General features: G+C 33.7%; 21 protein-coding genes. 10 read left to right on the top strand and 11 right to left on the bottom strand.

Going from position 1 to position 25,440, the window contains the following annotated elements:
* The first annotated feature begins 27 nt into the window (after nt 1–27).
* From Q1A60_RS03020 to Q1A60_RS03000, 5 genes are all read left to right on the top strand, one after another.
* Nucleotides 28–2,964, top strand: coding sequence for a histidine kinase (locus tag Q1A60_RS03020; RefSeq protein WP_299761198.1), 2,937 nt, complete (start codon nt 28–30; stop codon nt 2,962–2,964).
* Nucleotides 2,965–2,969: 5 nt separating this feature from the next.
* Nucleotides 2,970–3,716 (top strand): LytTR family DNA-binding domain-containing protein, encoded by a 747-nt coding sequence (locus tag Q1A60_RS03015; RefSeq protein WP_299761195.1) that lies wholly within the window; start codon nt 2,970–2,972, stop codon nt 3,714–3,716.
* Between the two features lie 352 nt (nt 3,717–4,068).
* The gene (locus Q1A60_RS03010; RefSeq protein WP_299761192.1) at nt 4,069–5,052 is read left to right on the top strand and encodes a hypothetical protein; all 984 of its coding nucleotides are present in this window, start codon (nt 4,069–4,071) and stop codon (nt 5,050–5,052) included.
* 238 nt (nt 5,053–5,290) lie between these two features.
* A complete protein-coding gene (locus Q1A60_RS03005) occupies nt 5,291–7,396 on the top strand; it encodes a T9SS type A sorting domain-containing protein (protein ID WP_299761189.1) in 2,106 nt (701 codons plus the stop codon).
* A gap of 275 nt (nt 7,397–7,671) precedes the next feature.
* Nucleotides 7,672–8,496 (top strand): alpha/beta hydrolase, encoded by an 825-nt coding sequence (locus tag Q1A60_RS03000; protein WP_299761186.1) that lies wholly within the window; start codon nt 7,672–7,674, stop codon nt 8,494–8,496.
* 5 nt (nt 8,497–8,501) lie between these two features.
* On the opposite strand, the gene Q1A60_RS02995 is transcribed toward Q1A60_RS03000, so the two are convergent.
* Entirely contained in the window at nt 8,502–9,083 is a 582-nt protein-coding gene (locus Q1A60_RS02995; protein ID WP_299761183.1) for a DUF2459 domain-containing protein, read from the bottom strand.
* A gap of 72 nt (nt 9,084–9,155) precedes the next feature.
* Nucleotides 9,156–10,304, bottom strand: a complete 1,149-nt coding sequence (locus tag Q1A60_RS02990) for a serine hydrolase (RefSeq protein ID WP_299761180.1) — start codon at nt 10,302–10,304, stop codon at nt 9,156–9,158.
* 233 nt (nt 10,305–10,537) lie between these two features.
* On the opposite strand from Q1A60_RS02990, the gene Q1A60_RS02985 reads away from it, so the two are divergent.
* Entirely contained in the window at nt 10,538–11,002 is a 465-nt protein-coding gene (locus tag Q1A60_RS02985; protein ID WP_299761177.1) for an ankyrin repeat domain-containing protein, read from the top strand.
* Between the two features lie 10 nt (nt 11,003–11,012).
* On the opposite strand, the gene Q1A60_RS02980 is transcribed toward Q1A60_RS02985, so the two are convergent.
* Both Q1A60_RS02980 and Q1A60_RS02975 read right to left on the bottom strand, forming a co-directional pair.
* Nucleotides 11,013–11,483, bottom strand: coding sequence for a DUF6252 family protein (locus tag Q1A60_RS02980; RefSeq protein ID WP_299761174.1), 471 nt, complete (start codon nt 11,481–11,483; stop codon nt 11,013–11,015).
* Between the two features lie 169 nt (nt 11,484–11,652).
* Nucleotides 11,653–12,948 carry an OmpA family protein gene (locus Q1A60_RS02975; protein ID WP_299761171.1) on the bottom strand — a complete coding sequence of 432 codons (1,296 nt, stop codon included), beginning with the start codon at nt 12,946–12,948 and terminating at the stop codon, nt 11,653–11,655.
* Nucleotides 12,949–13,065: 117 nt separating this feature from the next.
* Here Q1A60_RS02975 and Q1A60_RS02970 point away from each other — a divergent pair, with 117 nt between their 5' ends.
* Complete coding sequence (locus tag Q1A60_RS02970; RefSeq protein WP_299761168.1) at nt 13,066–13,608, top strand: sigma-70 family RNA polymerase sigma factor; 543 nt, start codon at nt 13,066–13,068, stop codon at nt 13,606–13,608.
* On the top strand, nt 13,601–14,329 hold the full coding sequence (locus Q1A60_RS02965; protein WP_299761165.1) for a hypothetical protein: 729 nt from the start codon (nt 13,601–13,603) through the stop codon (nt 14,327–14,329). The genes Q1A60_RS02970 and Q1A60_RS02965 overlap by 8 nt, the downstream gene beginning before the upstream one ends.
* Here Q1A60_RS02965 and Q1A60_RS02960 read toward each other — a convergent pair.
* The 5 genes from Q1A60_RS02960 to Q1A60_RS02940 are packed head-to-tail and all read right to left on the bottom strand — an operon-like array spanning nt 14,319 to nt 21,123.
* Nucleotides 14,319–17,390 (bottom strand): CHAT domain-containing protein, encoded by a 3,072-nt coding sequence (locus Q1A60_RS02960; RefSeq protein WP_299761162.1) that lies wholly within the window; start codon nt 17,388–17,390, stop codon nt 14,319–14,321. The genes Q1A60_RS02965 and Q1A60_RS02960 overlap by 11 nt on opposite strands.
* A gap of 55 nt (nt 17,391–17,445) precedes the next feature.
* Nucleotides 17,446–18,093: an HAD family hydrolase gene (locus Q1A60_RS02955; RefSeq protein ID WP_299761159.1), complete on the bottom strand. Its 648-nt coding sequence runs from the start codon at nt 18,091–18,093 to the stop codon at nt 17,446–17,448.
* Complete coding sequence (locus Q1A60_RS02950; protein ID WP_299761157.1) at nt 18,090–18,746, bottom strand: 3'-5' exonuclease; 657 nt, start codon at nt 18,744–18,746, stop codon at nt 18,090–18,092. Before Q1A60_RS02950 ends, Q1A60_RS02955 begins: the two co-directional genes overlap by 4 nt.
* A complete protein-coding gene (locus Q1A60_RS02945) occupies nt 18,746–20,653 on the bottom strand; it encodes a DUF294 nucleotidyltransferase-like domain-containing protein (RefSeq protein ID WP_299761154.1) in 1,908 nt (635 codons plus the stop codon). The genes Q1A60_RS02950 and Q1A60_RS02945 overlap by 1 nt, the downstream gene beginning before the upstream one ends.
* 53 nt (nt 20,654–20,706) lie before the next feature.
* Complete coding sequence (locus Q1A60_RS02940) at nt 20,707–21,123, bottom strand: hypothetical protein (protein WP_299761151.1); 417 nt, start codon at nt 21,121–21,123, stop codon at nt 20,707–20,709.
* A gap of 162 nt (nt 21,124–21,285) precedes the next feature.
* Here Q1A60_RS02940 and Q1A60_RS02935 point away from each other — a divergent pair, with 162 nt between their 5' ends.
* Nucleotides 21,286–22,065, top strand: coding sequence for an amidohydrolase (locus Q1A60_RS02935; protein ID WP_299761148.1), 780 nt, complete (start codon nt 21,286–21,288; stop codon nt 22,063–22,065).
* Here Q1A60_RS02935 and Q1A60_RS02930 read toward each other — a convergent pair whose 3' ends face one another.
* Both Q1A60_RS02930 and Q1A60_RS02925 read right to left on the bottom strand, forming a co-directional pair.
* Nucleotides 22,066–23,637, bottom strand: coding sequence for an Ig-like domain-containing protein (locus Q1A60_RS02930; protein ID WP_299761145.1), 1,572 nt, complete (start codon nt 23,635–23,637; stop codon nt 22,066–22,068).
* A gap of 113 nt (nt 23,638–23,750) precedes the next feature.
* Entirely contained in the window at nt 23,751–24,431 is a 681-nt protein-coding gene (locus Q1A60_RS02925) for a phosphoribosyltransferase family protein (protein ID WP_299761142.1), read from the bottom strand.
* Between the two features lie 54 nt (nt 24,432–24,485).
* Here Q1A60_RS02925 and Q1A60_RS02920 point away from each other — a divergent pair, with 54 nt between their 5' ends.
* Nucleotides 24,486–25,367 (top strand): hypothetical protein, encoded by an 882-nt coding sequence (locus tag Q1A60_RS02920; RefSeq protein WP_299761139.1) that lies wholly within the window; start codon nt 24,486–24,488, stop codon nt 25,365–25,367.
* Nucleotides 25,368–25,440 lie beyond the last annotated feature (73 nt).

Here is a 25,440-nt window from a genome sequence, read left to right as displayed (position 1 = left end):
CCTGTGTCTAACACCTTTTAAGTTTTATTGAAGAATCTTGTTTTCATATTATTTTTTATTAGCTCTTGTTTTAGTTTTGGCCAGAGTCCTGTTTATATACATCTTACAGAAAAAGACGGATTGCCAGATATTGAGTTTTATGATATGCTAGAAGATCGTAATGGTTTTATATGGTTTGCAGCAGATAAAGGACTTTTTAGATATGATGGTAAAGAATTTAAAAGCTACAGTAATGCCTCAAAAAAAGGACTCTCAGTTTTTGAACTATTTGAAGATGATAAAGGTCGTATCTGGTGTACTAATATTTCTGGTCAGTTTCTTTATGTGGAAAATGATAAGCTTCACACGTTTATCGATGTCTCTGACAATCTAAAAGGGTCATTGGCAAACTATAAAATAATTAATAAAGCACTCATTATTTTTGGAGATGGGCAAATCATTAAAGTTTCTCTAGCAGATGGTTCTAAAAAAGTGATTTCTCAAAAAGAGAAGAGTGTTATAGGTTCTCCTTTTTCGGTGCCGGACGGAATTTTATTTAAAGATGAGAAAGATATTTTTAAGTTAGATTTTAATTTTGAAAAGACAAGAGTTGCGGCTGCAACAGCCTTATTTGAAGATTTAACCGCAAAAAATGCCATCCCTACAAAGAAAACAACAATATTTCAAGTGGGTGAAAGGCTGTTTTTTTTTCATACTATTAGTAAAGAAAATATATTTTATACGCTTTCGCGAAAAAGTAATACTCTTCATAAAACCAGAACTCCAGAAATTTTAAAATCATGCCTCATCACTCGTGTGATCGAACTTAATGATAAACTTTGGTTTTTAACAAGTACAGGAGCTCATGTTTTTAAAATGACTAATAATGAACTCTTATATGAACAAACGTATTTGTCTAATGAATTTGTTACTAAAATAGTGATAGATAAGGATAACAATTATTGGTTAACAACACTACGTAATGGAGTCTTTATAATCACAAATATTTATGTAGAAAATTATAACATTCAAAAATCAGTATCAAATGTAAGTACGCTAGAAAAGATAGATGAGCAAACTTTTGCCTTTGGGACGGTACGTGGTGATATAGGTGTGTATAACCTCCACAACAATGATATTAAAATCTTAAAGTCTTCTTCCGGAAGTAAAGTCTCTTCTTTGAGTTATAATGCATACTATCATAAATTATACATAAGCCACGATACTGATGCTTATGAGTTGGATCTAAAAACAGGATTTTTTGGATCTAGACTTAACGGAGTTGGAGCAAAAGATCTTGTTATTAAAGGAAGAGATACACTGCTTATTATAGGGGGTGGTAAATCTTATTTTGTGGCTAGAAATGATTTAGAGAAGAGAATCTCTTTTACGTATACGCTCACTAAGAAAAGAGCTTATGCGGGTTTCTATGACAAAACCCTAAAAAACACATACATAGCAACTATAGATAACTTAATTCAATATGATAGGAAACTAATAGCACACAAAATTTTATACAATGGAGCTCCTATTTTAGGTAAGCAAATCACTCAAACAAGAGATGGAATTATATGGGTCTCTACGTTTAAAGATGGTGTGTTCGGTATAAGAGGTAATCAAGTGATAAGGCACTTCTCTACAGATAATGATCTTGTTGCTAATGAAATTGTAGCCATTACAAATGATGAGAACAACTTATGGATTGCCACAAATAAAGGCATACAACTTATTAATAGGACTACAGGCTCTATTAAGACACTCACAAAACGAGACGGTATACCTTCCTATAAAATATCTGGTATGATTGTTTTTGAAGATCATATTGTTTGTGCCAGTAATGTAGGCATCTTTAGTGTAGATAAAGAAAAAACATTTTACAGTAGACCTTTACCGGAACTTTACTTTACAGCGATTAAAATTGCTGACACGGATACTGTTTATAAACCCAATTATAAATTAGCGCATGATCAAAATAGTGTACGTCTAGACTTTAGAGCAAATAGTTTTCAGTCAAGTGAGCATATCGTTTATCAATACAAACTCAATGCTGAGCCTTTTACCTCATTAGACAAAGGAGTAGACTATCTTGATTTAAAAAATCTAAAAAATGGAACCTATAATCTTAAATTAAGAGCCAAAAACAGATACAATAATGAGGTGTCGCCTTTACAACATATTTCATTTGTAATCGCATTGCCATTTTGGGCACAATGGTGGTTTATCTTGTTAACTCTGTTATCTGTAGTATTAATTGTATATTTTTATGTACGTAGTATTATTACAAAAAGAAAACGATTACAACTTATTGAAGTAAAGCAACTACAGCAAAGTAACAGACTTACAAGTCTAAAGCTTGAGAATTTACGCTCGCAAATGAATCCTCACTTTATATTTAATGCACTTAACTCCATTCAAGAGTATATTGTGTTGAATCAAAAAGATTTAGCAAGTGATTATCTGGGAAAATTTGCAGATCTTGTTCGTAAATATTTGAATCATAGTAATAAAGGGAGTATCACTCTTAGAGAAGAAATAGATTGTTTGCAAATGTATTTAGAGTTAGAAAAACTGCGATTTGAAGACAAATTGATGTTTTCTATTACGGTAGATAATTCTATAGATACTCAAGACATTACAATTCCAACAATGCTCGTACAGCCTTATGTAGAAAATGCAATTAAGCACGGACTTCTTCATAAAAAATCCCAACGACGGCTTACGATTCTTTTTCAACCCTCAAAAACTAAAAATACAATACAATGTCAAGTGATAGATAATGGTATTGGTCGGGAGAAGGCAAGTGAAATAAAAAAGAGTCGCAATCCTGCACATACATCTTTTGCTACAAAAGCAACAGACAATAGACTTCAATTGATCAACTTAAATAGAGATCACAAAGTAGGTGTACATATTAAGGATTTAAAAGACAGTAATGATAATGCTCTGGGAACAGAAGTTGCCATTGAAATACCTTATAAAATTTAAATATAATGAAAGTAATACTTATAGATGATGAACCTAAAGCTCGTAGACTTTTAGAAGTTCTTCTGAGAGAAAACTGCCCAAAAATTAAGCAGATAATTCAAGCTGAAGATTTACTAAGTGGTGTTGCTTTAATCAAAGAAGAACAACCTCAGTTGGTTTTTCTTGATATAGAAATGCCAGAACACTCAGGACTAGAAATTTTAAACTTTATAGATAAGGAGTCTTTTAATTTTGAGATTATATTCACAACAGCATATAGTGAATATGCGATACAAGCTTTTGAATTATCTGCGGTAGATTATTTGCTTAAACCATTAAGGGCTCAAAATGTTTTAACTGCTGTAGAAAAAGCCATCACAAATCTTGGCGCGAGTCGAATAAACCTTAAACTTGAAGAGCTTAAGGAAACTTTAAACAGTGCTCAATTTAAAAAAATTGCACTCCCAGTGTCTAATGGAATTCGTTTTGTGCCTTTTGAGGAAATTATGCTTTTAGAAGCAGATGGAATGTATACAAAAATAAGTACCATTCAAGAAGAAATTCTCATAAGCAAACCCTTACGCCATTTTGTAGGTTTATTAGATAAGATCCCCACTTTTTACAGACCCCATCGTTCTTTTCTTATCAATCTTTCATTCATACAGCAGTATGTAAAAAGTGATGGAGGTTATATTTTGATGGATAATGGAAAGAGTGTTTCCATATCCAAAGACAAAAAAGAAGCGTTTTTAGAACTGGTAAATACTATTTAGGTTTTAAAAAATCGAAAATTAGATTTCAGAAACTGTTAGAGCGAACTATTATTTTTTAATTAGAGATTTATCATATGATTATATCTCACTAAAATTAGATGTTACTATGATCAAGCTCCATTATACATAATGGGGTTTGGTTTTTTACGTTTTATCGCTTTGCTCTTCCTTTGGTCGTGAATCTTCCTGGCGGTATGCGGATCTCGCATGTTCGCTTTCGCGAAAGCGAACACCTTCAAAAAAGAACCTATTTTAAAAGTTTAGCAACCCAACTGTGACTTTCAGAAATTAGAAAGTATTAATTACCCTAAAGAGGAGGTTATTTGTGGTGTTACTAACTAAAAATACACTCATGAAAAATATTTTAGCACTATTTGTTTTTTTTGCTTTTGTTATAAATACACAAGCACAACAATCATTTTTTGAAGCCTTGGCCGCAAATGGAGAAAATGCAGTCTACGAGGGATTTGGCGGAGGCAGAAGTAGGCCTACCATAAAAGTAAGTATCCAGCGTATTGCAGGAGGGATTCCTGTAGGATTTACTGGAGAACCCGTAACAGAAGATTGGGGATCTATTGGCCAGACAGAATTAAGTGATTATGGGAGAATGGATCATTATCCGCTAGCTATGAATATGAAACACACCTATACCAACGATGGGTATGTGGTGATAGACAATGTGATTTTTGCAGTTGATAATATTCCTAATGATGGATTACCTAAGTTTGAAAATGTGACTGTAATATATCTATTGAAAAAAGAAGGACAAAGCAATCAAGACAAGACCAAAAAAGGAAAGAAAAAGAAAGGTGGTCTTCTCTCAAAAATGAAAAAGAAGTTAGGGAATACAGGGCAAAATTCTGTACAGAAATACATAAAAAGTGTAAATATTGAACAACTATTTACAGACTATGTAACAGCTATGAAAGCAAAGCAAGATGCATATACACTTACCTCAAAAGACAAGATGAATATTGCTGCCATAAAAGCAGCACGTAACGCAGGAGATGAGGAAATTAAAAAGTATAACGACTCCATTAGAAAAACACCTGAATATAAAAAATTAAAAGAGCACCAAGCGCGCATGGAGCGTATGGAAAGTAATAACATTGTAACTCTTAAAAACAATACAGGCAGTATTATTTATGTAGGGACTTCAGGGAGTCGTAATCGTGGTACTAAAATCAATCCAGGGGATACCGCACGATGGGATTGTACTACAGATGGTTATCTACAATCTGAAACCGTTTCGGGAGGAAGCTATAATTATAGTTCTACAAACCGTCTGGTATATAGTTCAAATGCTGGATGCGGTAGTACAGTATCTATAAACTAAAGTCTTTCACCCTTACATCAATTATTAATATATAATCCCACTGTAATAGTGGGATTTTTTATATGCTTTCGTGCTTCGATAAACTCAGTGTAAACTTCAGCCTCTCCGAAAGTTTATACATAACCACTACTTTTTTAAAAATTTAGAAATTCAAAGCTACTATTCAGAAACTGAGATCAAAATGACTGTCGATCTCTATGTTATTTAGCCATAAATAAAGATTAAAAACCAAGAACTTATGAAATCAAAATTACTTATTACAGTATGTCTAATCATTAATCTATATGGTTATGCACAAAATGTGAACATACCAGATGCTAATTTTAAATCGCTATTAGTAGCAAATTCAAACATTAATACCAATGGAGATGGAGAAATACAAGTAGCTGAAGCCATGTCTTATACAGGAGGTATTTCTGTTCCAAATCAAAACATACAAGATCTTACGGGAATAGAAGCTTTTACAGAAATTGTAGCATTACAAGCGTTTTTTAACCCTATATCGAGTATAGATATTTCTCAAAATACACAGTTAACCCAGTTACTTATAGAACAAACAAATATTTCTGGAGAATTGGACTTAAGTATGCTTACCCAGCTTACCGATTTTAAAGGACATACTACAAACTTAACAGCTGTTAATATGGCTAACGGTAATAATGTTAATATGACAAGGTTTGAGGTGCAAGATACCCCAGTTACCTGTGTACAGATAGATTCTGGCTTTACACCTAGTGCTAATTGGTTAATAGACGCAAGTGCTTCTTATAGTGAGACTTGTCCTGAATTTACGTGTATTGTAGATATACCAGACCCTATTTTTAAAAGTGTTCTTTTAGGGTCTGCAATTGTGAATACTAATGGGAACAATGAGATAGAGTGTAGTGAGGCTGCATCGTTTACTGGAGAACTATTTTTGACAGTTCTTAATATACAAGATTTAACAGGTATCGAAGCATTTACATCATTGACTTCTCTTAATTGCTCAGAAACGTTACTTACAAGTTTAAATGTAAGCGCTAACATTGCTTTGACTGAATTAAATATAGCTAACACTCAGATAACAATATTGGATTTGAGCTCTAATAATCTACTTAATGAATTTATTGGAGTAAATACTTCTCTAACAAGCTTAGATGTAAGTGCAAATTCTATGCTATCAAGAATAGTGGTTAGTAATAATGCTCAACTTGAAGATCTAAATGTGGCAAATGGTAATAATACTGCTATTACGGATTCAGATTTTTTTGCTAACAACAACCCTAACTTATCTTGTATTACCGTAGATGATGTTGCTTATAGTGATGCTAACTGGACAAATATTGATACTCAGACAAGTTTTAGTTTAAATTGTAGTTCAAATACAGACACAACACCTCCAGTAGCGGTATGTCAAGATATTACAATACAGCTTGATGCAAATGGTAATGCAACCATATTAACAAGTGATATAGATAATGGTTCTACAGATGATGTTGGGATTGGTGCCTTTTCTGTAACACCATCTGGATTTGATTGCGATGATATTGGAGCAAATACTGTGACATTAACAGTAGTGGATACAGCTGGAAATACAGATACTTGTACAGCAACAGTAACGGTAGTAGACACTATAAATCCTACCATTGTTTCTGTAGCAGATATTACAGAAAATGTAGATACAGGTATGTGTAGTGCTATGGTTTCGTTTCCAGTAATTATTGTAAACGATAACTGTTCTAGTACAAGCTTTACGACAGATGCACCAGCAGGTCAAATTTTTCCTGTAGGTACTACGGTAGTTACTGTTACAGGAATGGATGATTCAGGAAATATCGCTACAGACACTTTTAATGTAACGGTAGTAGATAATGAAGCTCCGATTCTTGATTGTGTTGTCTTAGAGACGATAGAGGTAAACGAAGGGGAAACGTTTACGTTGCCAGATTATGTAGCAGATGGTGATACCACAGCAACCGATAATTGTTCAGTAACGATTACCCAAGATCCAGCAGCTGGGACAGTGTTAGTAGCAGATACATACCAACTTACGTTTACAGCAACTGATGCAAGTGGTAACACAGAAACATGTACACAAAACCTTATTATTGAAGAAGTATTAAGTGTTCAAGATGTTTCTATAGAGAGTGCAATTTCATTATATCCTAATCCCGCAACAGACGTTATTCAGATAACATCTGAAATAGCGCTTACAAATGTTGAGGTGTACAATATTAACGGACAATTGGTACTTACTAGCAATCCCGTAGCGGAGATTAATATTTCAAAGTTATCTTCAGGAGTGTATTTTGTAACCTTATATTCAGAAACTAGTTTTATTACTAAAAAACTGATTAAAAAATAATTGACAACGTTGATTTTTAAAGGCCGTCTATTTTTGATAGATGGCCTTTTTTTGTTTTATTTGGTATATGCTTTATCGCTTTGCCCTCCTGTGATCGTGAACCTGCCTTCCGGCAGATAGATCTCATAAGTTAGCTTTCGCGAAAGCGTTCACTTAAAAACATAAACTAGTTTACATTTCAAACGCTGTTTTGTTTTACAAAAGATGATGAAATGCTCAATATGACTATAGCTATTTTGAAATGCAGGGTACTACAAAGACTCTGGGTACATTTTATGCTTGTCATGTTATGTTCTTCCTGCACCGTATTACAATGGCGATCTAATGATGAAGAAATCCAAGCGTATTTTGCTAAAAAAGAGATTCCTACAGAAATCAGTTATTTTGAGATTGATAGCATGGATCTGAAAATTCGTGTGCAACATATTAAACAGTCTGACACAGATATACATATTGTCTTTTTTCATGGCTCTCCAAGTTCGTTGTCTGCATGGAATGGGTATTTAAATGATACTACATTTATAAAAGAAGCAACGATTCACGCGGTAGATAGACCTGGATATGGGTATTCTAATTTTGGTGATGCCATGACGTCCATAGACACACAAGCCAAAGTTATGAGTCTGCTGTTAGATGATTATGAGCTTGATAATGTGATTGCCATCGGCTCTTCCTATGGCGGGCCATTAGCTGCTCGACTTGCATATGAAAATCCTCGTGTAAAAGGCGTTGTTATGATCTCACCAGCGATTGATCCCAATAATGAAAAGAAAATCTGGCAATCTAAGTTTACACAATGGTGGATTACACGTTGGTTATGTCCTACAGGATATCGTGTTGCAGGAGATGAAAAAACAATACACGCACAAGAACTCGCATTCATTGCCGATGATTGGGATGAAGTTACGGTTCCTGTATTACATATTCACGGGGATATAGATGATATCGTTCCTTATGAAAATGTGAAGTATACTAAAGAGGTATTTCCTGATATCGAAATCATCACAACTCCAAATACAGGCCATGAAATCGCATGGGGACGTCCTGAATTGATGAAGCCTTTGATTTTGAAGTTTATGGAACGCGTGTTTGTAGAATAATTTTACTATTCTTCATGCCATCTTAAAACCCCAAAATCAAAAGGCGTCCATAAACTCGCTTTCATATCACTTTCTTTAAGAGCAGAATTTGCCCATGTATTACAGGTTTTATAAAACATGTAATTCCCTTTTGCTCTATAAAAATTATCTCGGTCTGGTGTATAGGTAGCGCCTTCTACAAGTTGTTTTCCGTTTTCATTTTCATTAAACGCACTTAGAATATATGCATTGAGTTTTTGAAGCTGATTATCTGTTACAGGAACTGCAATCCATTTATCTCGTTTGGTGCGATATCGTGTCACATGAACCAATGTTTTACTTTTTAAAAAAGCAGCTCTAAACGCTGTAGAAAAGGTAAGGTCGCCCCAAGTAGGTGTGTTGATATAAAAGTTTTCTTCTCCCCAGCCAAAAGCAAAATACTGCTCTTTAGGATGATATTTTTGTCCCTTAAGGAGTGTAGGTGTTATCAGTTTTTTCGGGAGTATAATATCACTATGAACACCGTTGGTTGTGAGATATATGGTATGTTTTTTTGAAGCATTTTTTGTTTTTTCATCAATAGGAATATAGGTCAAAAGTAATGACACAAGAATATAGGTAATAGGTATAAGTAAAATATACCCAATACCTTTCAAAAAAAGCTTTACATATCGCATCTATTATAATGCTTTTGTGAGTTTTGCCATAAATTCGCCAACTTTACTTGGCTCTAACCAGCGAGTAACGACCACAAGATCATGTGCACGATCTACAATAATAAAATTTCCTCCAAAACCAGCAGCATAATACACATCTTCTCCTACATTTTTCCAATGTCTAGGTCCTTGTTTATTTAACCACCACATAAATCCATAATTTACATTAGGTTTAGAGGGTTGTATAGCATCTTGTATCCATTTAGAAGAAATAAGACGTTGGTCATTCCAAACACCGTCATTTAAAAATAATAGTCCAAAGCGAGCCATATCTTCAGCACTTATAAATAGGCCAGCACCACTATGTCCTCCACCAGTAACAGATTTCATATTGACACCATCTATTTCTGCCCATGCATCTTTGTATCCGTGCCATCTCCACGTTGTTGAAGCTCCTATTTTATCCATGACTTCATCTTTTAAAACCTGTGGTAACGGTTTACGCCATACATTCAAAAGACTATAGGATAATACATTTACGCGCACGTCATTATATTCCATAACACTGCCAGGAGTTTTGGGAGCGGCATATTGCCAGTCATCAAGATCACCTTCTCTTGGCGGACGGTCCGCCCAATCTTTACCACCCCAAAGAATGCCTTGCCAAGCACTATTTTGCTGTAATAAATGGCGCCACGTAATTTGAGAATTATGACGTCCATTAAATGTGCCGTCCCATATATAGTTTTTTACAGGATCGTCTACACTAGCAATCAGATTGTGATCTATAGCAAGTCCCGCCATGGTAGATAAGAAACTTTTGGTGACAGAAAATGTCATGTCTACCCGTTTGGTATCTCCCCACTGCGCTACCAATTTTCCGTTTTTTAAGATCATACCCGCAGGACCTCCACGTTTTTTTGTAGGACCTAAAATTTGATGGAATGGTTCTCGTTTAAATCCTTCCAAAATAGCAATACGTAAGTCTCTAGAGCCTGAATATTCGTTCGCTTTCGCGAAAGCGATCACATCAGCAAGACCTTGGGTATTTATGTTAGCCTCTTTGGCAGTTATCTCTTCCCATGTGGCATTGCGTTCAGGAAAATAATAGTTTTGAGCGATCCCTTGAGAACATGTAAGGGCAACAATAAAAAGAATACTAAGTGTTTTCATTACTTTTAAATTTCTATTTCATAGACTTTAAAAGTACTATTTTACTTTTTATAAAGAAAAAAAGGAAAACTGTTTAAGATTTAGTTATGAAGAATATCAGTTTTAATTGATTTTTTGATAATTAAGTATGAATTTTACGGTATTTGTATCCCTAATTTATGATTTTTCGAAAAATTAAATAGCTTACATAAAAAAGAAGAGTACGTATCTTGTTTTTTTATATCTTAATACCCATGAATAACTCACTATTTGATGCTATACGCTCTGCAGATTTAGAAACGGTTTCAAAAATATTGAATGCGCATCCAGAACTAGTTGATATAAAAGATCCGAGAGGATCTACACCTTTATTATTAGCAACTTATTATGGACATAAAGATATTTCTGAAGAACTATTAAAGCACAAACCAGATGTAAATGCAAAAGACGGTTCGGGTAATACACCGCTCATGGGTGTGTGTTTTAAGGGATATCCTGAAATTGCAAGGCTTCTTATAGATGCTGGTGCAGATGTAAATGCTATTAACTTTAATAATGCTACTGCACTTATTTATGCAGCAACGTTTGCACAGTCTGAAATTGCAAAATTATTAATTGAAAAAGGTGCCGATAAAAATCATAAAGATGATCGAGGGCATACTGCGTACGATCATGCTAAAATGCAAGGAGTGACTGCACTTATGGAGATTTTGTCTTAAACAGAATATATTAATACGCTATCTTAAACATACCTTCAGTAATATCAAAAGAAGGATTTCCTTTTACTAATGGTTTTGTAGTAAAATAGAAAGTGCCTTCTATCTGCTTTTTCCCTATATCGTGTGTTGTAATGGTTACCGTACCGCGAGTAGCAAATCCTGAAAGCTCCTCATTTTCCTGATATTTCCCTTGAACAAGGAGGTCTTCAAATTTATAGGCTCCGGGAGTTACTTCTTTAGGTAGAAATAACTGTATATCTTCTCCTGTACCCATGGCTCCCGTAAGTAAAAGTGTATTAGGTATTGTAGCCATAAAACCCGTAACGTGAATAGCGTTATATGATTTTCCATTTACAGCAGCTGTTAAACTATTGGTTGTGCCAGAAACACTTTTTGTGTCTTTTTGTTGGTTACAACTACTCGTCGTAAATAAACATAGTAGAAAAAAGAATGAGATGTATATATAGTTTTTAACTTTCATATGTTGCGTTTTAATTTGTTAATGTTTGCGCCTAATTAAAGGCGCAAACAAACAAAAAATGGGGTGTTTTAGTGAGATAAGGTTACTATATTGATAAGCGGGTTCTTCATCACGTATCAATTTATATAGCAGTGTAATTAGTCCCCATTTAGAGATGGCAATTCTAATATTATAACTGGATGATTTCTACACGTCTGTTTTGAGCTTTCGCTGTTACGGTGTTTTCATTAGAAAGAGGTTCTGACGATCCTTTTCCTAGGGTTTGAAGTCTGGAGGAGTCAATGTCAAATTCTTTCTTTAATATTTTCTGTACTGCAATGGCTCTATTTTCTGATAATGGGATATTAACACTATCACTACCATCATTATCTGTGTGCCCTACAATCGTATACGATTTGTCAGGATTTGCTTTCATGACTTGAGCAATTTGTTTGAGTGTAGCATATGAAGATGCTTTGATACTTGCAGATCCGCTATCAAAAGTAATCCCATGCGCTTGATAGCTTCCGTTTTCAAATAAACGATCTGAACTATTAACCCCTGTGGCAAATTTGATATTATTGAGATAAAAATGCTCATTTTCAGTAGTGATTTCAGATTCAAAACGAATGGTTTTGAATAAGATGTCAGGTTCTGCAGCTCTTGGAATATCTATGACTTTTTCTTCATTGGAATATATCTTGATACGCGTTCCCTTTTTTAGAATAGAAATATGTATAATTTCATATGGAGTTCCCTTTTTTGTAAAAGGAATAGGATAGCTCTTACTAGTCATATTTAAGCCTTTATTAGGCGTTTTCTTTGTGAAAAAAACACCTCTTCCACTACCGCTACCTACAGCAAGTCCTACTTTAGCAAAGTTTTTTCCTTGGTTGTGTTTTCCCATATACGTATTGGGATCTTCTAAATCTGACAATAGAATATTTAGGTGCCTTTTAAATGCCCATGAATCTGGTTTGAAGTCATAAATAATATCAAATTCTAAGGTAAAGTCTTCTGGAATATCACTTGGTATTTCTGAAAATACGTACACGCCAACTCCTTTTCCTATGCGCATCCAATTTCCAGGAGTTGTATTTATAGTGACGATCTCAGAACTTAAATTAGTATTCCATTTTTGGGGTAAATCTCCTACCATATCATTCGAAAAATCTTCATAGGCAACTAACTTTTCTCCAGGTATAAAATCATATTTAGAATAGGCTTTAAAACTTACTTCTGGGGTTGTTGTTTCCATTTCAGAAGTATCATCTACTTCAGGGTTTGAAGATTTTTTCTTCTTACGCTTTTTCTTTTCTTTTTTTTCACCGTCAAAAACATCGTCGATTTCTTTGTCTACTTGCTGATCGACTTTTTGTTCAATTTTTCGTTCTACCTTGTTTTTGATTTTTTTAAAAAGCTGTGCCTCTGCCTGTGTGCTGCATAATAATGCAATTAAGACAATTACTAAAGATGTATGTTTCATAATAAATTGTTGTTAATCTCACCTCTTTATGAGTAGGATTTTAAAAAGGTTAACATAGTCTCAGAAAAAAAAATTACTTTAGACTTTTTGTTAACCTCTTACACTTTATTTACATAAATGAAAAATGAACCCTCTATCACTACACTTAGGACTGGAGATCCGGTTGCATATCAAGTGATTTATGAAGGTTATAGAGATGCTTTTATTGGTTTTGCTAGTAAATATGATATACAGCAGGATACTATTCTAGATGTCTATCAAGAAAGTATGCTTGCCTTGTATGAAAATGTGATGAGCGGAAAGGTGAAAGACTTTAGCAGCAGTATAAAGACTTATCTTTTTGGTATAGGTAAGTTGAAATTATATGAGCAGCTAAGAGCTCAAAAAAAAATGGTGTTAGTAGATGATTTTCCAGAGCAAGGGGAAATAGAAGAGATAGAAACCATGGAATTAACATCACAACAAAAGGCATTAAAGAAACATTTTCAGAATTTAGGAGATCGCTGTCGTAATATATTAGAACTTTTTTATTTGAATGGTTTACGAATTAAAGAAATTATGATTGCCGCCAATTATGAAAATGAGAATACCGTGAAAGCACAAAAATCACGATGCCTTAAACAACTTAAAACAATGATGAACCCCCAAAATTATGGATAGGGATATACTTATACATAACTATTTCCATCAGAAGCTTTCTGACGAAGAGCAAGTAGCTCTGAATGAATTATTGGAAAATGATCCTGAATTTAAAGCGACTTTTGAACTTGAGAAAGATCTGAATACGGTACTGATAGACACAGGTAAAGAACATTTAAAACAGCAATTTGTTGATTTTGAAAACCAAGAATACGAACCACAATCAGAAACATCTTTTCCTTCCTTCTTAAAATACGCCATTGCAGCGTGTGTTATTATAGGACTTAGTGTTTTTGCTTCTAAATATTTTATAGATACTACAAATACAGATGATCTTTTTGCTGAAAACTTTGCAGCATACCGAAATATTGTACTTCCTATAGAACGAGGAGAAGGGATAGATACGCCTCAAGAAGAGGCTTTTTTTAAGTATGAAATGAAAGAATACACAGCTGCGATAAAAGGATTTGAAGCTGAATTTGAAAAAACAAAAGAACCTTACTATCTATTTTATATGGCAAATGCATATTTGGCATTAAATGAGACAAAACAAGCAATATCACTACTTGAAAAGCACCAAAATTTTAAAGATGATTTTTATGAAAAATCACGATGGTATTTAGCATTAGCATACCTTAAAGAAAAAAACAAAGAGAAGAGTGTAATGCTTTTAGAAGAGATCAGTACTGGTGACGGATACAATAATAAAGAAGCGGGAACTCTCTTAAATGCTATTCGTTAGCTTTTGTACGCTTTCGCGAAAGCGTATACAACAATCCTAAAAGGAGAATTCCACCTGCAATATACCACCACATATACGAAGCGTTTCCAATAGGGGAGGTGTCACCACTAAGTATAAACCCAGCCCAGTAATAAGGTTGTTTTAAATCCTGATCTGTGGTTGTGCTTAAGTATAATCGTTTTGCCTCTTGTAATGCTTTATCCTTTGTCATCTCAGATTCTAAATTAGTATAAAAATAAGTGGTGATTGTCGCTGTTTCTTGATCTGGAACTTTCCATAAAGTCATTAAAGTACTGCCCACACCTGCATAGGTAAATGCGCGAGACATACTCATGACGCCCTCTCCTTTCTCTAGTTTTCCAAAGCCAGTATTACACGAACTTAAAACAGCAAGGTTTGCCTTGAGGTTAAGTCCATAAATTTCAGAAGCTGTAAGTAGACTATCTCCTTGCTTCTGAGAAAAAAGCATTTTATTATAAAGTGGGTTGTTTTGATCTACTTCTGTATGAGTTGCAAGATGAAGAATATTATACTCTTTACTCAGGGCGATAAAATTTTCTTTGGTGGCCTCTTCTCCAAGATAGGATTTCCCGTTTGTTATTTTTTCAATTTCTTTTACTTCTTTCGCATTATTAGGCAGCGGATTTTTATAGTATTTTGGGGCAAAACCTAACCACCCTTTTCCTCTATTATTTAGGTTGATTTGTTCTTCTAATAATTGTAAAGATCCAGCATAACTAATCGCATACTTCTCTATAAGAAATGTTTCTTTTTGTTGTAATACCTCAAAAGGAAGTAAACTTAAAATATCATCTGTAATGAATGTTAATTTTGTGATTTCATCTGGAAGTTCTGGCAATAGCTGATCATACATTTTTTGTGATAAAGAGCTATTGAATTTTTGTTTAGATATAGAAGTTACTAATTGATTAATATCCTCTTTTAGTAACTTAGACGTAGAAAATTGTTCTATTTGGTTTTTGTTTTTAGTGATAGTAAATCGATACCATGTATGAGTATCGATAAAATACATAATAATAGCTTCTTCTTCCTGAAGATGTACATTTGTAAAATCATTAAAATCTTTTGTAGCAGATAAGTATTTAAGGTTTTTTAATTTAGGATATGTATTTAGAATGACACTCTGTAAACTATCGTATGTATGTTCAAATAGAAGCTGTCTATTATATAGCTTTTGTATTTTATCTGAATCTTTATACTTAGATTGTTTTGTATTGTAAATACGTTTATTATTACGCTGTAGGGAGTCTAATAATTGTGCTTCAGTATACAGTAATTCTTCTGGAATACCCGCTACTTTTTTAAATCGTGTCCCTTGAATTCCCTCTAATAAAACTGAATTTTTATTGATTTCTAGATATCTGAAAAAAATTGACTTCAAGTCTTCAGAATCTTCCAGTTGTATACGGTCATAAATTTTTGAAATAATTTTAGCTAGAAGTTCTTTTATTGTATTACCATACATGATTTTATTAAACTGATTTGGAAATCTGTTTTTATGATCAATAATTGTTCTTAAAAAGTGTTCATACTCCTTACTTGTTGGGCTAGTATTTAAAAGAAGTTCATAAGCTTCAATTTTTAACTCTATATCTGGATATGTATATTTTTGAGGAATTTTTTCTCTGATCGATTTGAGAGCCTGTGTTGCGTTTTGAATGTCATTTATTGCTGTGTAATATATGATAGTATTCATCTCATCACGTCTATGAAAGTAATCGGCATCTTTAAAACGATCCTGTAAGACCTCTTGAGATTTTTCTAGTAAAGGAGGTACTTTCTCTAATTGATTGGTTTTCAAATAGAGTTCAGGAAGACTATTGTATACATCTATTAAAAATAAATCTCTATTTATGGCTTGTGCAACACGCTCTGTTTTTAAGAAATAAACTTCAGCTTTATCTAACATTCCTAAATATTTATACGTGTTTGCAAGATGAAGATATCCTGCACAAACCCAATGATGGTTTTCAGGCACTACTTTGATAACAATATCTATTGCTTCCTCTGCTAATGAAATAGCTTCTTCTTTCCTCCCTATTTGGGCATATACCTTACCAAGGGTGCGGAGTGATTCTGCAATACGAGATGGTTGTTGATTTAAATACAACTTTGCATGTTCCAATGCTTTTTCTCCATAAATCTGTGCTTTGGTATAATCGCCTATTTTCATATATGAAGTGGCTACTTGATTATAATCTAATGCCAGATAAGGATTTTTCTCATTAGCTTTTGAGTCATATTTTACAGCTTCTTGAGCATAAAAAAGACCTTTTTGATTATTCCCTAACCGATCGCCAAACAAAAGTGCAAGATTATAACTAGTACTTGCCAATACATCAAGACTTGGTTCTTGAAGTTGATCTCCTATTTGTAAAGATTTTTCATAGTATTTTGCAGCCATTTCAAAATCTTCTATGAGATCATAGGTAGCTCCCATAATACTATATGCAATACTTACCTGATATTTATAGCCTAGATTTGAAAATAATTCAATAGCTTTTGTAAGATTTGAAATAGACATTTCATACTCTCTCCAGTCTTGTTTAATCCTTCCCATATACTCATAGCTTAAGGCCTCTATAAAAGGATCATTACCAGGTTTGTTTTTATAAGTTGTAACGTATGTTTTAATTTTTTCAGTATCGTATTTTTTTGAAACTTGAATATCTAGATACATCTCATAATAGGCAATAGTATGCTTTATTCTTAGGTCATTAAGAGAAGCTGCTTCATAGCTTTTTTTTGCTTTTTTTATGAGTATTTCCGCTTCATTAAAACGCCTCTTGTTTGATAGAATACGTGCAATATATACTGTTGCTTTTGTATTTTGAAGAGGAGCATTTTGAGTTTGCTGTTCTATGTGTTGAAAAGAGGTAAGTAAAGAATCTTGTTTACTCATAGCTCCTGTTTTATACATGAGCTCAAATTCAGATATAGTAAGATCTAAGCGTTCTTGAATAGATTGTGAATAGCCAATAATACTAGTACACAAAAAAGTAATCATAAAAAGGATATATGTATAAACCCTTGGATTCATAATAAAGAAGATGGTTAGTCAATTAATTGCATGTCAATGTTAAAGATAGCTTTTTTTAAATTTTATAATTTCTAAAATTTTCTATCCAATCTGTACACCCATGTTGTAACATTACTTCTTTGTTCTTTAGACCTACCCCTAGAAAATCGATATTTAATTCTTGCGCAGCTTTTAAATCCCATAATCCATCACCCACAGCCACGATTTTAGTAAAATCTCGATTGTAAAATTCTTTAGACTTAGTTATCGCTTCTTTTACAAAACCTACTCTAGAAACACTTGTTATTGAAGTTGCTAAAACTTCTGGAATAAAAGGAATCTGAGCATCATTCATTTTAATAGCCGTTGCTTTAGGGAAAGCACCTGTTCCATAAGCAAAAGGAATTTTTTGATCTTGAAATTGTAACAGCAGCTCTCTCGCGCCAGGGATCTCTACCACAGGATCCTGTTTTTTGAGTTCAATTTCTAGTAATGTATCTAACTCAAATCGCAAAGAATCGGGTGCTTTCTTTCCGAAATTTCGCTCATAATTATATTCTAATGCATACCGATCTGTATGATGTAAATAATTGTCATAATCTGTATCAATATCTTTCAAACCAATATCTGAAAGCACGTTAGTGATGACTTTTAAGTAGGTAGGAATACTATCTGTTAAGGTGCCATCTATATCAAAAATATATAATGTATCAGCAATGTTCATGTAACTAATTCTTTGAGTTTTAATGTGCCTTTATGAGCAAGGCGTTTGCTTATTTTAATAAATGCAAGAGCTGTAATCATAGCATCTCCAGAAGCTGTATGTCTATCATATAAAGGTATTTTTAAGGCTTCACTTAATTGATCTAAACTATATCCTTGCTGCATTGGCATTCTATGTACAGGATGTTGTAGTTTTTTATACAAAACCCCTGTGTCGATTACGTTATTTTTTAGTTTTCCAAGATGGTGTCTTTGTAACATTTTATTGATAACGGCAATGTCAAAACCAATATGATGTCCAACAATAATATCAGTGCCTATAAAATCTAAGGTTTGTTGTATCGCTTCTAGCTCTGATACTTTATCAAAGCTTCCGTTCTTTAAAATACCGTGTATTGGAGTGCTCTTAGGATCATAATGTTCTTGCGCAACATATAGCTCCAAACTATCAGAAACAATAATAGCATTTCCCTTTATGGCAATAGCACCTATAGATAAAATACGATCTTTTTTGATGTCTAGGCCTGTGGTTTCTGTATCTAAGGCAACAAAACGTATCTCGGGTACTGATTTTTGTTCCGCTTTCGCGAAAGCAGACTCATACGCCTTCCAAAATGGAGGATATTCTTTCGTATGTTGCCAAGGCCATTTCATTAAATATGCTGTGTTTGATAGCGTACACGAAGCACTTCTTGAACATCACGTAAAGGTTTAAAGCATCGTTTTAATTTTAGTTTTTCAGCTTTTGTGAGGGCTTCCAGATTGATAAAACGACCGCTGTCATTTTGTGCGATGCCTCTTTTAGTTCGAAACTTTAATAATGCTTTAAATGCATACGAACAATTTTCAAATAATTCTCGATTAGGAGGATCTAGTTGTGCTAATGCAGTAAAGCGTTCGGAAGTGTTTTTGGTATGTAAAATCCCTTGACCAAGTGCTAGTACTCTGGCGGCATCACTTAAAGGCGCAATGGCTCTATGTTTAATGTCAAAAAAGTCTTTATGCTCTCCATTGGATTCTACAATGAACTGCCTGAAAAAGCTAATAGGAGGCAAATTTTTAAGAGAATGCTTTGCCATATGGCGGAGTAAAATTTTCTGATTTGAGAGTTTTTGCGAAATATGATCCGTAAGTTTTTTTACCAATGTTTGATCTCCGTAGGTATATGTATAATCAAAGAAAATACCTGATAATAATATATTTTCTGGTGTGGGACGAGTAATCCACGTAGAGAATTGCGTTTCCCATTCTGAAAGCGAAAGGCAATACAAAGGATTACTAGCCATCATATCTGCTGGGCAGTAATCATAACCTACTTTATGCAATCGCTTGTTCATTCTATTGGCAAGCTTTAAGAAATACTGTTTTGCTTGTTCAGTATTTTCTGTGTCATGATCTGCATATATCAATGCATTATCTTGATCGGTATATAATAATTGCTCTTTACGCCCCTGACTTCCTAAAGCTAACCATGCAAAAGAAACCGGTGGAGGTGTTTCCATTTTACGTAATGATAGTTGCATCGCTTGATGGATAAGCGCATCTTTAAGTTCGCTAAATATTTTAAGAATTTGCGAGAGCGGTAAATTTTGATCTAAATATCGCTTTAATAATACCATCGTTTTATCCCAAGCTTCTCGTAAGTGTTTTGTACGTGTCGCTCGTTTTATTTCTTTAAGAAGTCCGATAGGACTATTCCCAAAAGAGATCACAATATCATGTTTGCTTAAAATGCCAACAATCGTTGTTTGAGGCGTTCCGTCTTTTGTGATTACGAGGTGACTTATGCCGTTTTTGAGTAGTATAAGTTGTGTTTGAGTCACATTAATATCTGGAGAAGCACAAATTACAGGAGTGACCATGACATCTTTTACCAATGTAGTTGCTGTAAATGCTCCAGAAGCAATGACATTACGTAAATCTCTATTAGTTAGAATTCCTATGGGGATATTATTTTCTGCTACCACTAAACAGCTTATCTGATGTTTTTGCATCTGGCTAGCGGCTTCTTGAATAGAAATATCTTCCGAGCTTTGAATCACTTTTTCAGTAAAACGAGCTTTTGAAACACCGTATATATTTTGAAATCTTTCAGGATCATATTCACTTAGAAGTTGTCCGCTGTTTTCAAGAGTATATGGGTCTTTTATATTAGAAGCAAAACTTGTGATGAGGTAATTGGATACAGCTTTATTTGCCTTTGTAAGTGTAGAAAATGCTTCCATAGGAAGCGCATATAAAATGGTTTCTTCATTAGCGATTGCAGTAGTGCGATACGTGTCTTCTCTCGTTACTCGTAATCCTAAGAGATCTCCTTCATCACAAATATCTACGACTTTAACGCCTTCATTAGAAGGTCTAGAAAGCTTTATAGCTCCTTGATGTACAATATAAAAATGAGTGTTGTAAGAAGCATCTCGTTCAAAGAGTACTTGATCTTTATCTAGGTACTGTACTTGCGCTAACTCAGAAATTTCTAACAAATCTCTTTTTGCCATAAATTGAAATGGCGGAAACTGTTTTAAGAAATCATAGATACGATAAGCAATCGTATTTTTCATGGGTGATAGCTATATATTTACATATACTAATCTATTAATTAGTATATAATTTGTTACGATAATCGTCCTGTTTTTTTTGCTAATGAAATGTATTTTTCTGAGTTTAAAAAATTAATAACGTATTGTATTAATTCCTCAACTCTTTCCCCATCACTTTTATTTGATAATTTCCAATATTTAGAATGCCATTCTTCAGAGGCTTTAATTTTTGATAATATATCAATTATTCGCTTTTCTTTTCCAGAGTGAACTTCTATTAATTCTTCATTGAAGTACAATCCGCCAGGCCAATATCCTTCTTTATATGGTTTGTCTTCAAATCCGTTTATTACGGCTCTTACCCAAAATTTTTCACCTTGATTTTCACAATAGAAAGAAGTCCTTCCGTTGTCTAATAATGAGAAGTTAGTAATTTTTGATTCACCAGAAATTTTATAGAGCTTTACAGAATTTGTTTTGTTTGTATCCATATTAAAAATAGTACATGCTTTCTTCTCAAAGTTACATAGAATTTAAGCATTTGGAAACAACAGGTTTTTGTTATTTGGTATTATATAATTTTAATATTGCAATATTACATTAATGTAAAATGTGCTAGTATTATTTTTTTAACTTCTCGTATCTTTGAGTTTATGACAGATACACTTCAAATTGCTATTATTCAGACACATCTTGTCTGGGAAAATGCCATCGCAAATCGTAAGAATTTAGCGGTTTTATTGGCACAAGTGCCAGATACGGTACAACTCGCTATTTTGCCAGAAATGTTTACTACAGGTTTTAGTATGGATCCTGTACGTCTATCAGAAACGATGGAAGGCCCTACGGTACAATGGATGAAGCAATGGGCTACACAAAAAAATATGGCTATTTGTGGGAGCATTATTATAACAGAAAATAATGCCTATTATAACCGATTTTTATTTGTAAAACCAGACGGTACAATTACCCATTATGATAAGCGTCATCGATTTATGATGGCTGGAGAAGGAGAACTATATACCGCTGGAGATACTCAAGTGGTTATAGAATATGAGGGATGGAAATTATTTCCACAAATATGTTATGATTTACGTTTCCCTGTTTTTGCACGTAATACGGTAGATTATGATGTTGTATTATATGTAGCAAATTGGCCAAAACCTCGTGTGGCAGCATGGGACGCCTTATTGAAAGCAAGAGCGATAGAAAATATGAGTTATGCTATAGGTGTAAATCGTATAGGCCTTGATGGAAATGGATTGGAATATGTAGGGCATTCAGGAGTATATAATGTATTAGGAGATGAGATCGCTTTCGCGAAAGCGGAAGAAAAAATTATTACGACGACCTTATCAAAAACTCATATAGAAGCAACACGAAAAAAGTTGCCTTTTCTTGAAGACCAAGATGTATTTACTTTGGAAACCTAATTAATCTTTAAGTTCAAGAGTTTTAATAAGAGACCAACTTGTATTTACTTCAATGACTTCTCCAAAATGAATTACTTTTTCGGGCTGTCTTTTTTCAAGATAATTTCCAGTATCATAGATTTTATTCTGGTTTTTATCTTCTATCACTTGTATAAGGTAAGAAGCAGGCTGTAATAAATTGAAATCGAATTCAGTTTCAGTTTCATTAGTAGTATAGCGTTCTTCGATGACTTTTCCTTTTTGATCTGTCAGTTGAATGATATATGGAAAATGTTTTGCATTTGTAATGAAAAACTTAATATTCCCATAGTCAGACGTTTCTTTTGTTGTGGTTGTAAAGGATAATGTATCATTCGTATTTCCAAAAAAATCTGTCATAGCACCAGGTAAAGCAGCAACTGTATATGTGGATTTTTCTTGGGTATCAAAAGACATAGAAAGCTTTGTGTCTCTTTCTGAGATGAGCATTTCATAATCTATTGGAATAGAATCTTGAAGTACACGAATAAGGCTATCTTTTACAGTAGTTAAAGGGATGTTACTTTTTAGCTCAAAGGGAGTTCCTAGCACAAGTGTCCTTCCATTTTTTGAAGAAAATTGTAAAGAGTCTACATCAGGGGTGCGTAATTTGGCAACCAATGTATCTCTATATTTAGGACCTTTTACTTCAAAAACAAGGGAGTCTATCTCTGGTTTAGGATCAAACCAATAGTATAATGTGTCTGCATTGGTTTTTCTAGTAATCTTAGATTTAAAATTTGGAGGAGTCTCTGTAAGTAAGTCTATCGAAATACTATCTATAGGCCCTGAAACTCCAAAAGTGAGTCTGTTTAAGGCTGAATGTCTAGGTCGAGAGACCTTAGTCTCTGGAACTTCTTTAAATAGCTTTAACGTATACGAACTATCTGTTGGAATGGTAATAAAGTCTTCTAAAAAAGCAACTTTGTCTTTATTAGGTTGGAATGTAAAATTGGCATCCTCATCTTTCATAGCAATGAGCATGTATTTCCCTTCTTTAATATTTCCAATTTCAAATGTGGTCAAACTATCTAATGTGCTTGTCACATATCTAGGCCGTTCCTTATAAATAATAGAGTCATTAAATGTGCTGTCTACAGCATATAGCATGACAGATACAAAATTATCAGGCTCTGTTTTTAATTCATCTGTAATCGTTCCAGTAACAGTAAGACTATCTATATAATCTCCGGTAGAAAAGACATATTTAAAATAGGAGAAAGGATTGCTTTCATTATTGTCTACAATGCTCTGTCCAAAATTAAATACATAAGTTGTATTAGGTTCTAATGTGTCTTTAATCTCAATATTTACAAATTTAGAAGCAGATCCTTGAGGAGAAATCACACTGTTTTCTAATGGAGGCGATATAATCAATTGCTTTTGATACTCTTTAAGCTTGATATACTCGTCAAAATAGATGCGTATTCTATTGCCGTCAAAGTTTGTCGTAAAATTAGGAGGCTCCGATTTAATAAACACAGGAGGGATACTGTCTTGAGGCCCACCAGTAATAGAACCTCTCTTTGCACAATTCACTAACGTAAGCGACATAAACGCTATCATACCAAAATAATAGAGGCACTTTTTTACTTTCAAAATATATGGAGATGTAGTATTCATTTAATACAGCAAAGAAACAACTAATTTTTAGCCAAACGAAATACTTATTGCGCTATTGCCATTGTAGCGATACTTAACTTTATTTTAGGAATTTTAAGTAATTGCAAAGCGCAGGCTTCTAAAGTAGCTCCCGTTGTGAGAATATCGTCTACTAATAGAATATGTTTTCCTTCAAGAGATTGATGTTCTGTAATTGAAAAAGCATCCAAGATTTCATCGCTTCTAGAAAAACGACCTTTAAAAACTTGTGTTTTGGTATTTTTAGATTTTATTAAAATATCTTCTACACACATAGCTTCTAAATGTTTGGCTAATGCAATTGCAAAACCTGTTACTTGATTATACCCACGCTTTTTTCTCTTTTTAGGATGTATAGGAACTGGTATGACAGCATCTATAGCTTGATATGAAGGTAATTGTGCTAATTCTTGACCTAGCCAATCTCCTAAAAAGGAACTGATCTCCTCTTTATCATTATACTTTAGGTTATGTAATAATGATTGCACAGGACCTTTCTTCTCAAAATAAAGCAAAGCAGTAGCTTGTTCTAGCATAATACGTCCGTAAAATACTTTTTGAACAACCCTTTCGTTATACAAATGAAATTGAGTAAGTGGTAAATAATGTCTGCACTGTGTGCAAATCATATATTCTGATGCTTGTAAGCTCTCAGAACACGCATGACAAGCCTTTGGAAATAAAAAATAGCGTAACGATTGCAACATGCATTTGTTATTTTTTTTCTAATTTAACCACTTTTGAAAGAATAGATAGCTTCTATGGGTACTAAAAGTACTAAAAACACACTTCTCATACTCACGATACTACTTTGCTTAGTAGTTGTGGGACTAGGCGCATACACCCTAAAGGTTCATGGTGAGATGCAAGAAAATGAGTCACGCCTTAAAGAAGAAAAAGCACTTATTGAACAAGAATTAAAAGAAGAAATAAAGAAGTACAATGATATTTTAACCGAAAAGAATATCCTTTCAAACGAACTTTCTGATGCTAAAGAAAATTTGGAGGCACTACAGAAACGATTAGACAGTAACGAGATCACACAATCTACTGTAAGAGGCTATAGGATAGAACTTAATAAAATGCGTCGAGAGCGGGAGTTGTTATTTAAACAAAATGATAGCCTTCTTAATGAAACAGAGCGATTAGCAAAACTGCAAGCAGAGACGCAAGATGCTTTAGAGAAAGCAACAAAAGCACAAAGTACATTAGAAGACGATAAAAGAGCTCTTGAAGAAAAGATAAGCTTGGGTGCACAGATCACAGCCAGTAATCTCGTAGTTCGTGGTGTTATACAGCGTAATAGCGGTAAATTTTTTAATACCTCTAGAGCCAATAGAGCCAAAATGGTGCGTATTTGTTATGAAGTAAATGAAAATAAACTAGCCAAAGCGGGTGATCTAGATTTCTTTGTGCAAGTACTTAATAGTGATGGGAAAATGATAGGCATCCCAAGAGAAGAAACCTTTTCTAATGGACAAAAAATCAGTTTTAATTCACGCACAACAATTCCCTACACAAATAAACCTTTTAATGTATGTGAATTAGTGCTGCCAGTACAAACGTTTGAAAAAGGAGCGTATACTGTTAATGTATTTCATGAAGGAAGACTTCTATTAACATCAGTACTTGAATTAAAATAACACACCTTCAATTTCTTCAAATTAAGCGGTATCCCTATTTTTGCGATCTTATTACGAAGTTACTCCTGTGATT

Origin of the sequence: uncultured Dokdonia sp. (genome assembly GCF_947492535.1) — a bacterium.
Classification (GTDB): Bacteria; Bacteroidota; Bacteroidia; order Flavobacteriales; family Flavobacteriaceae; genus Dokdonia.
The sequence above is the reverse complement of the archived record's forward strand: the minus strand, read 5'-3'. Positions and strand labels throughout refer to the sequence as shown.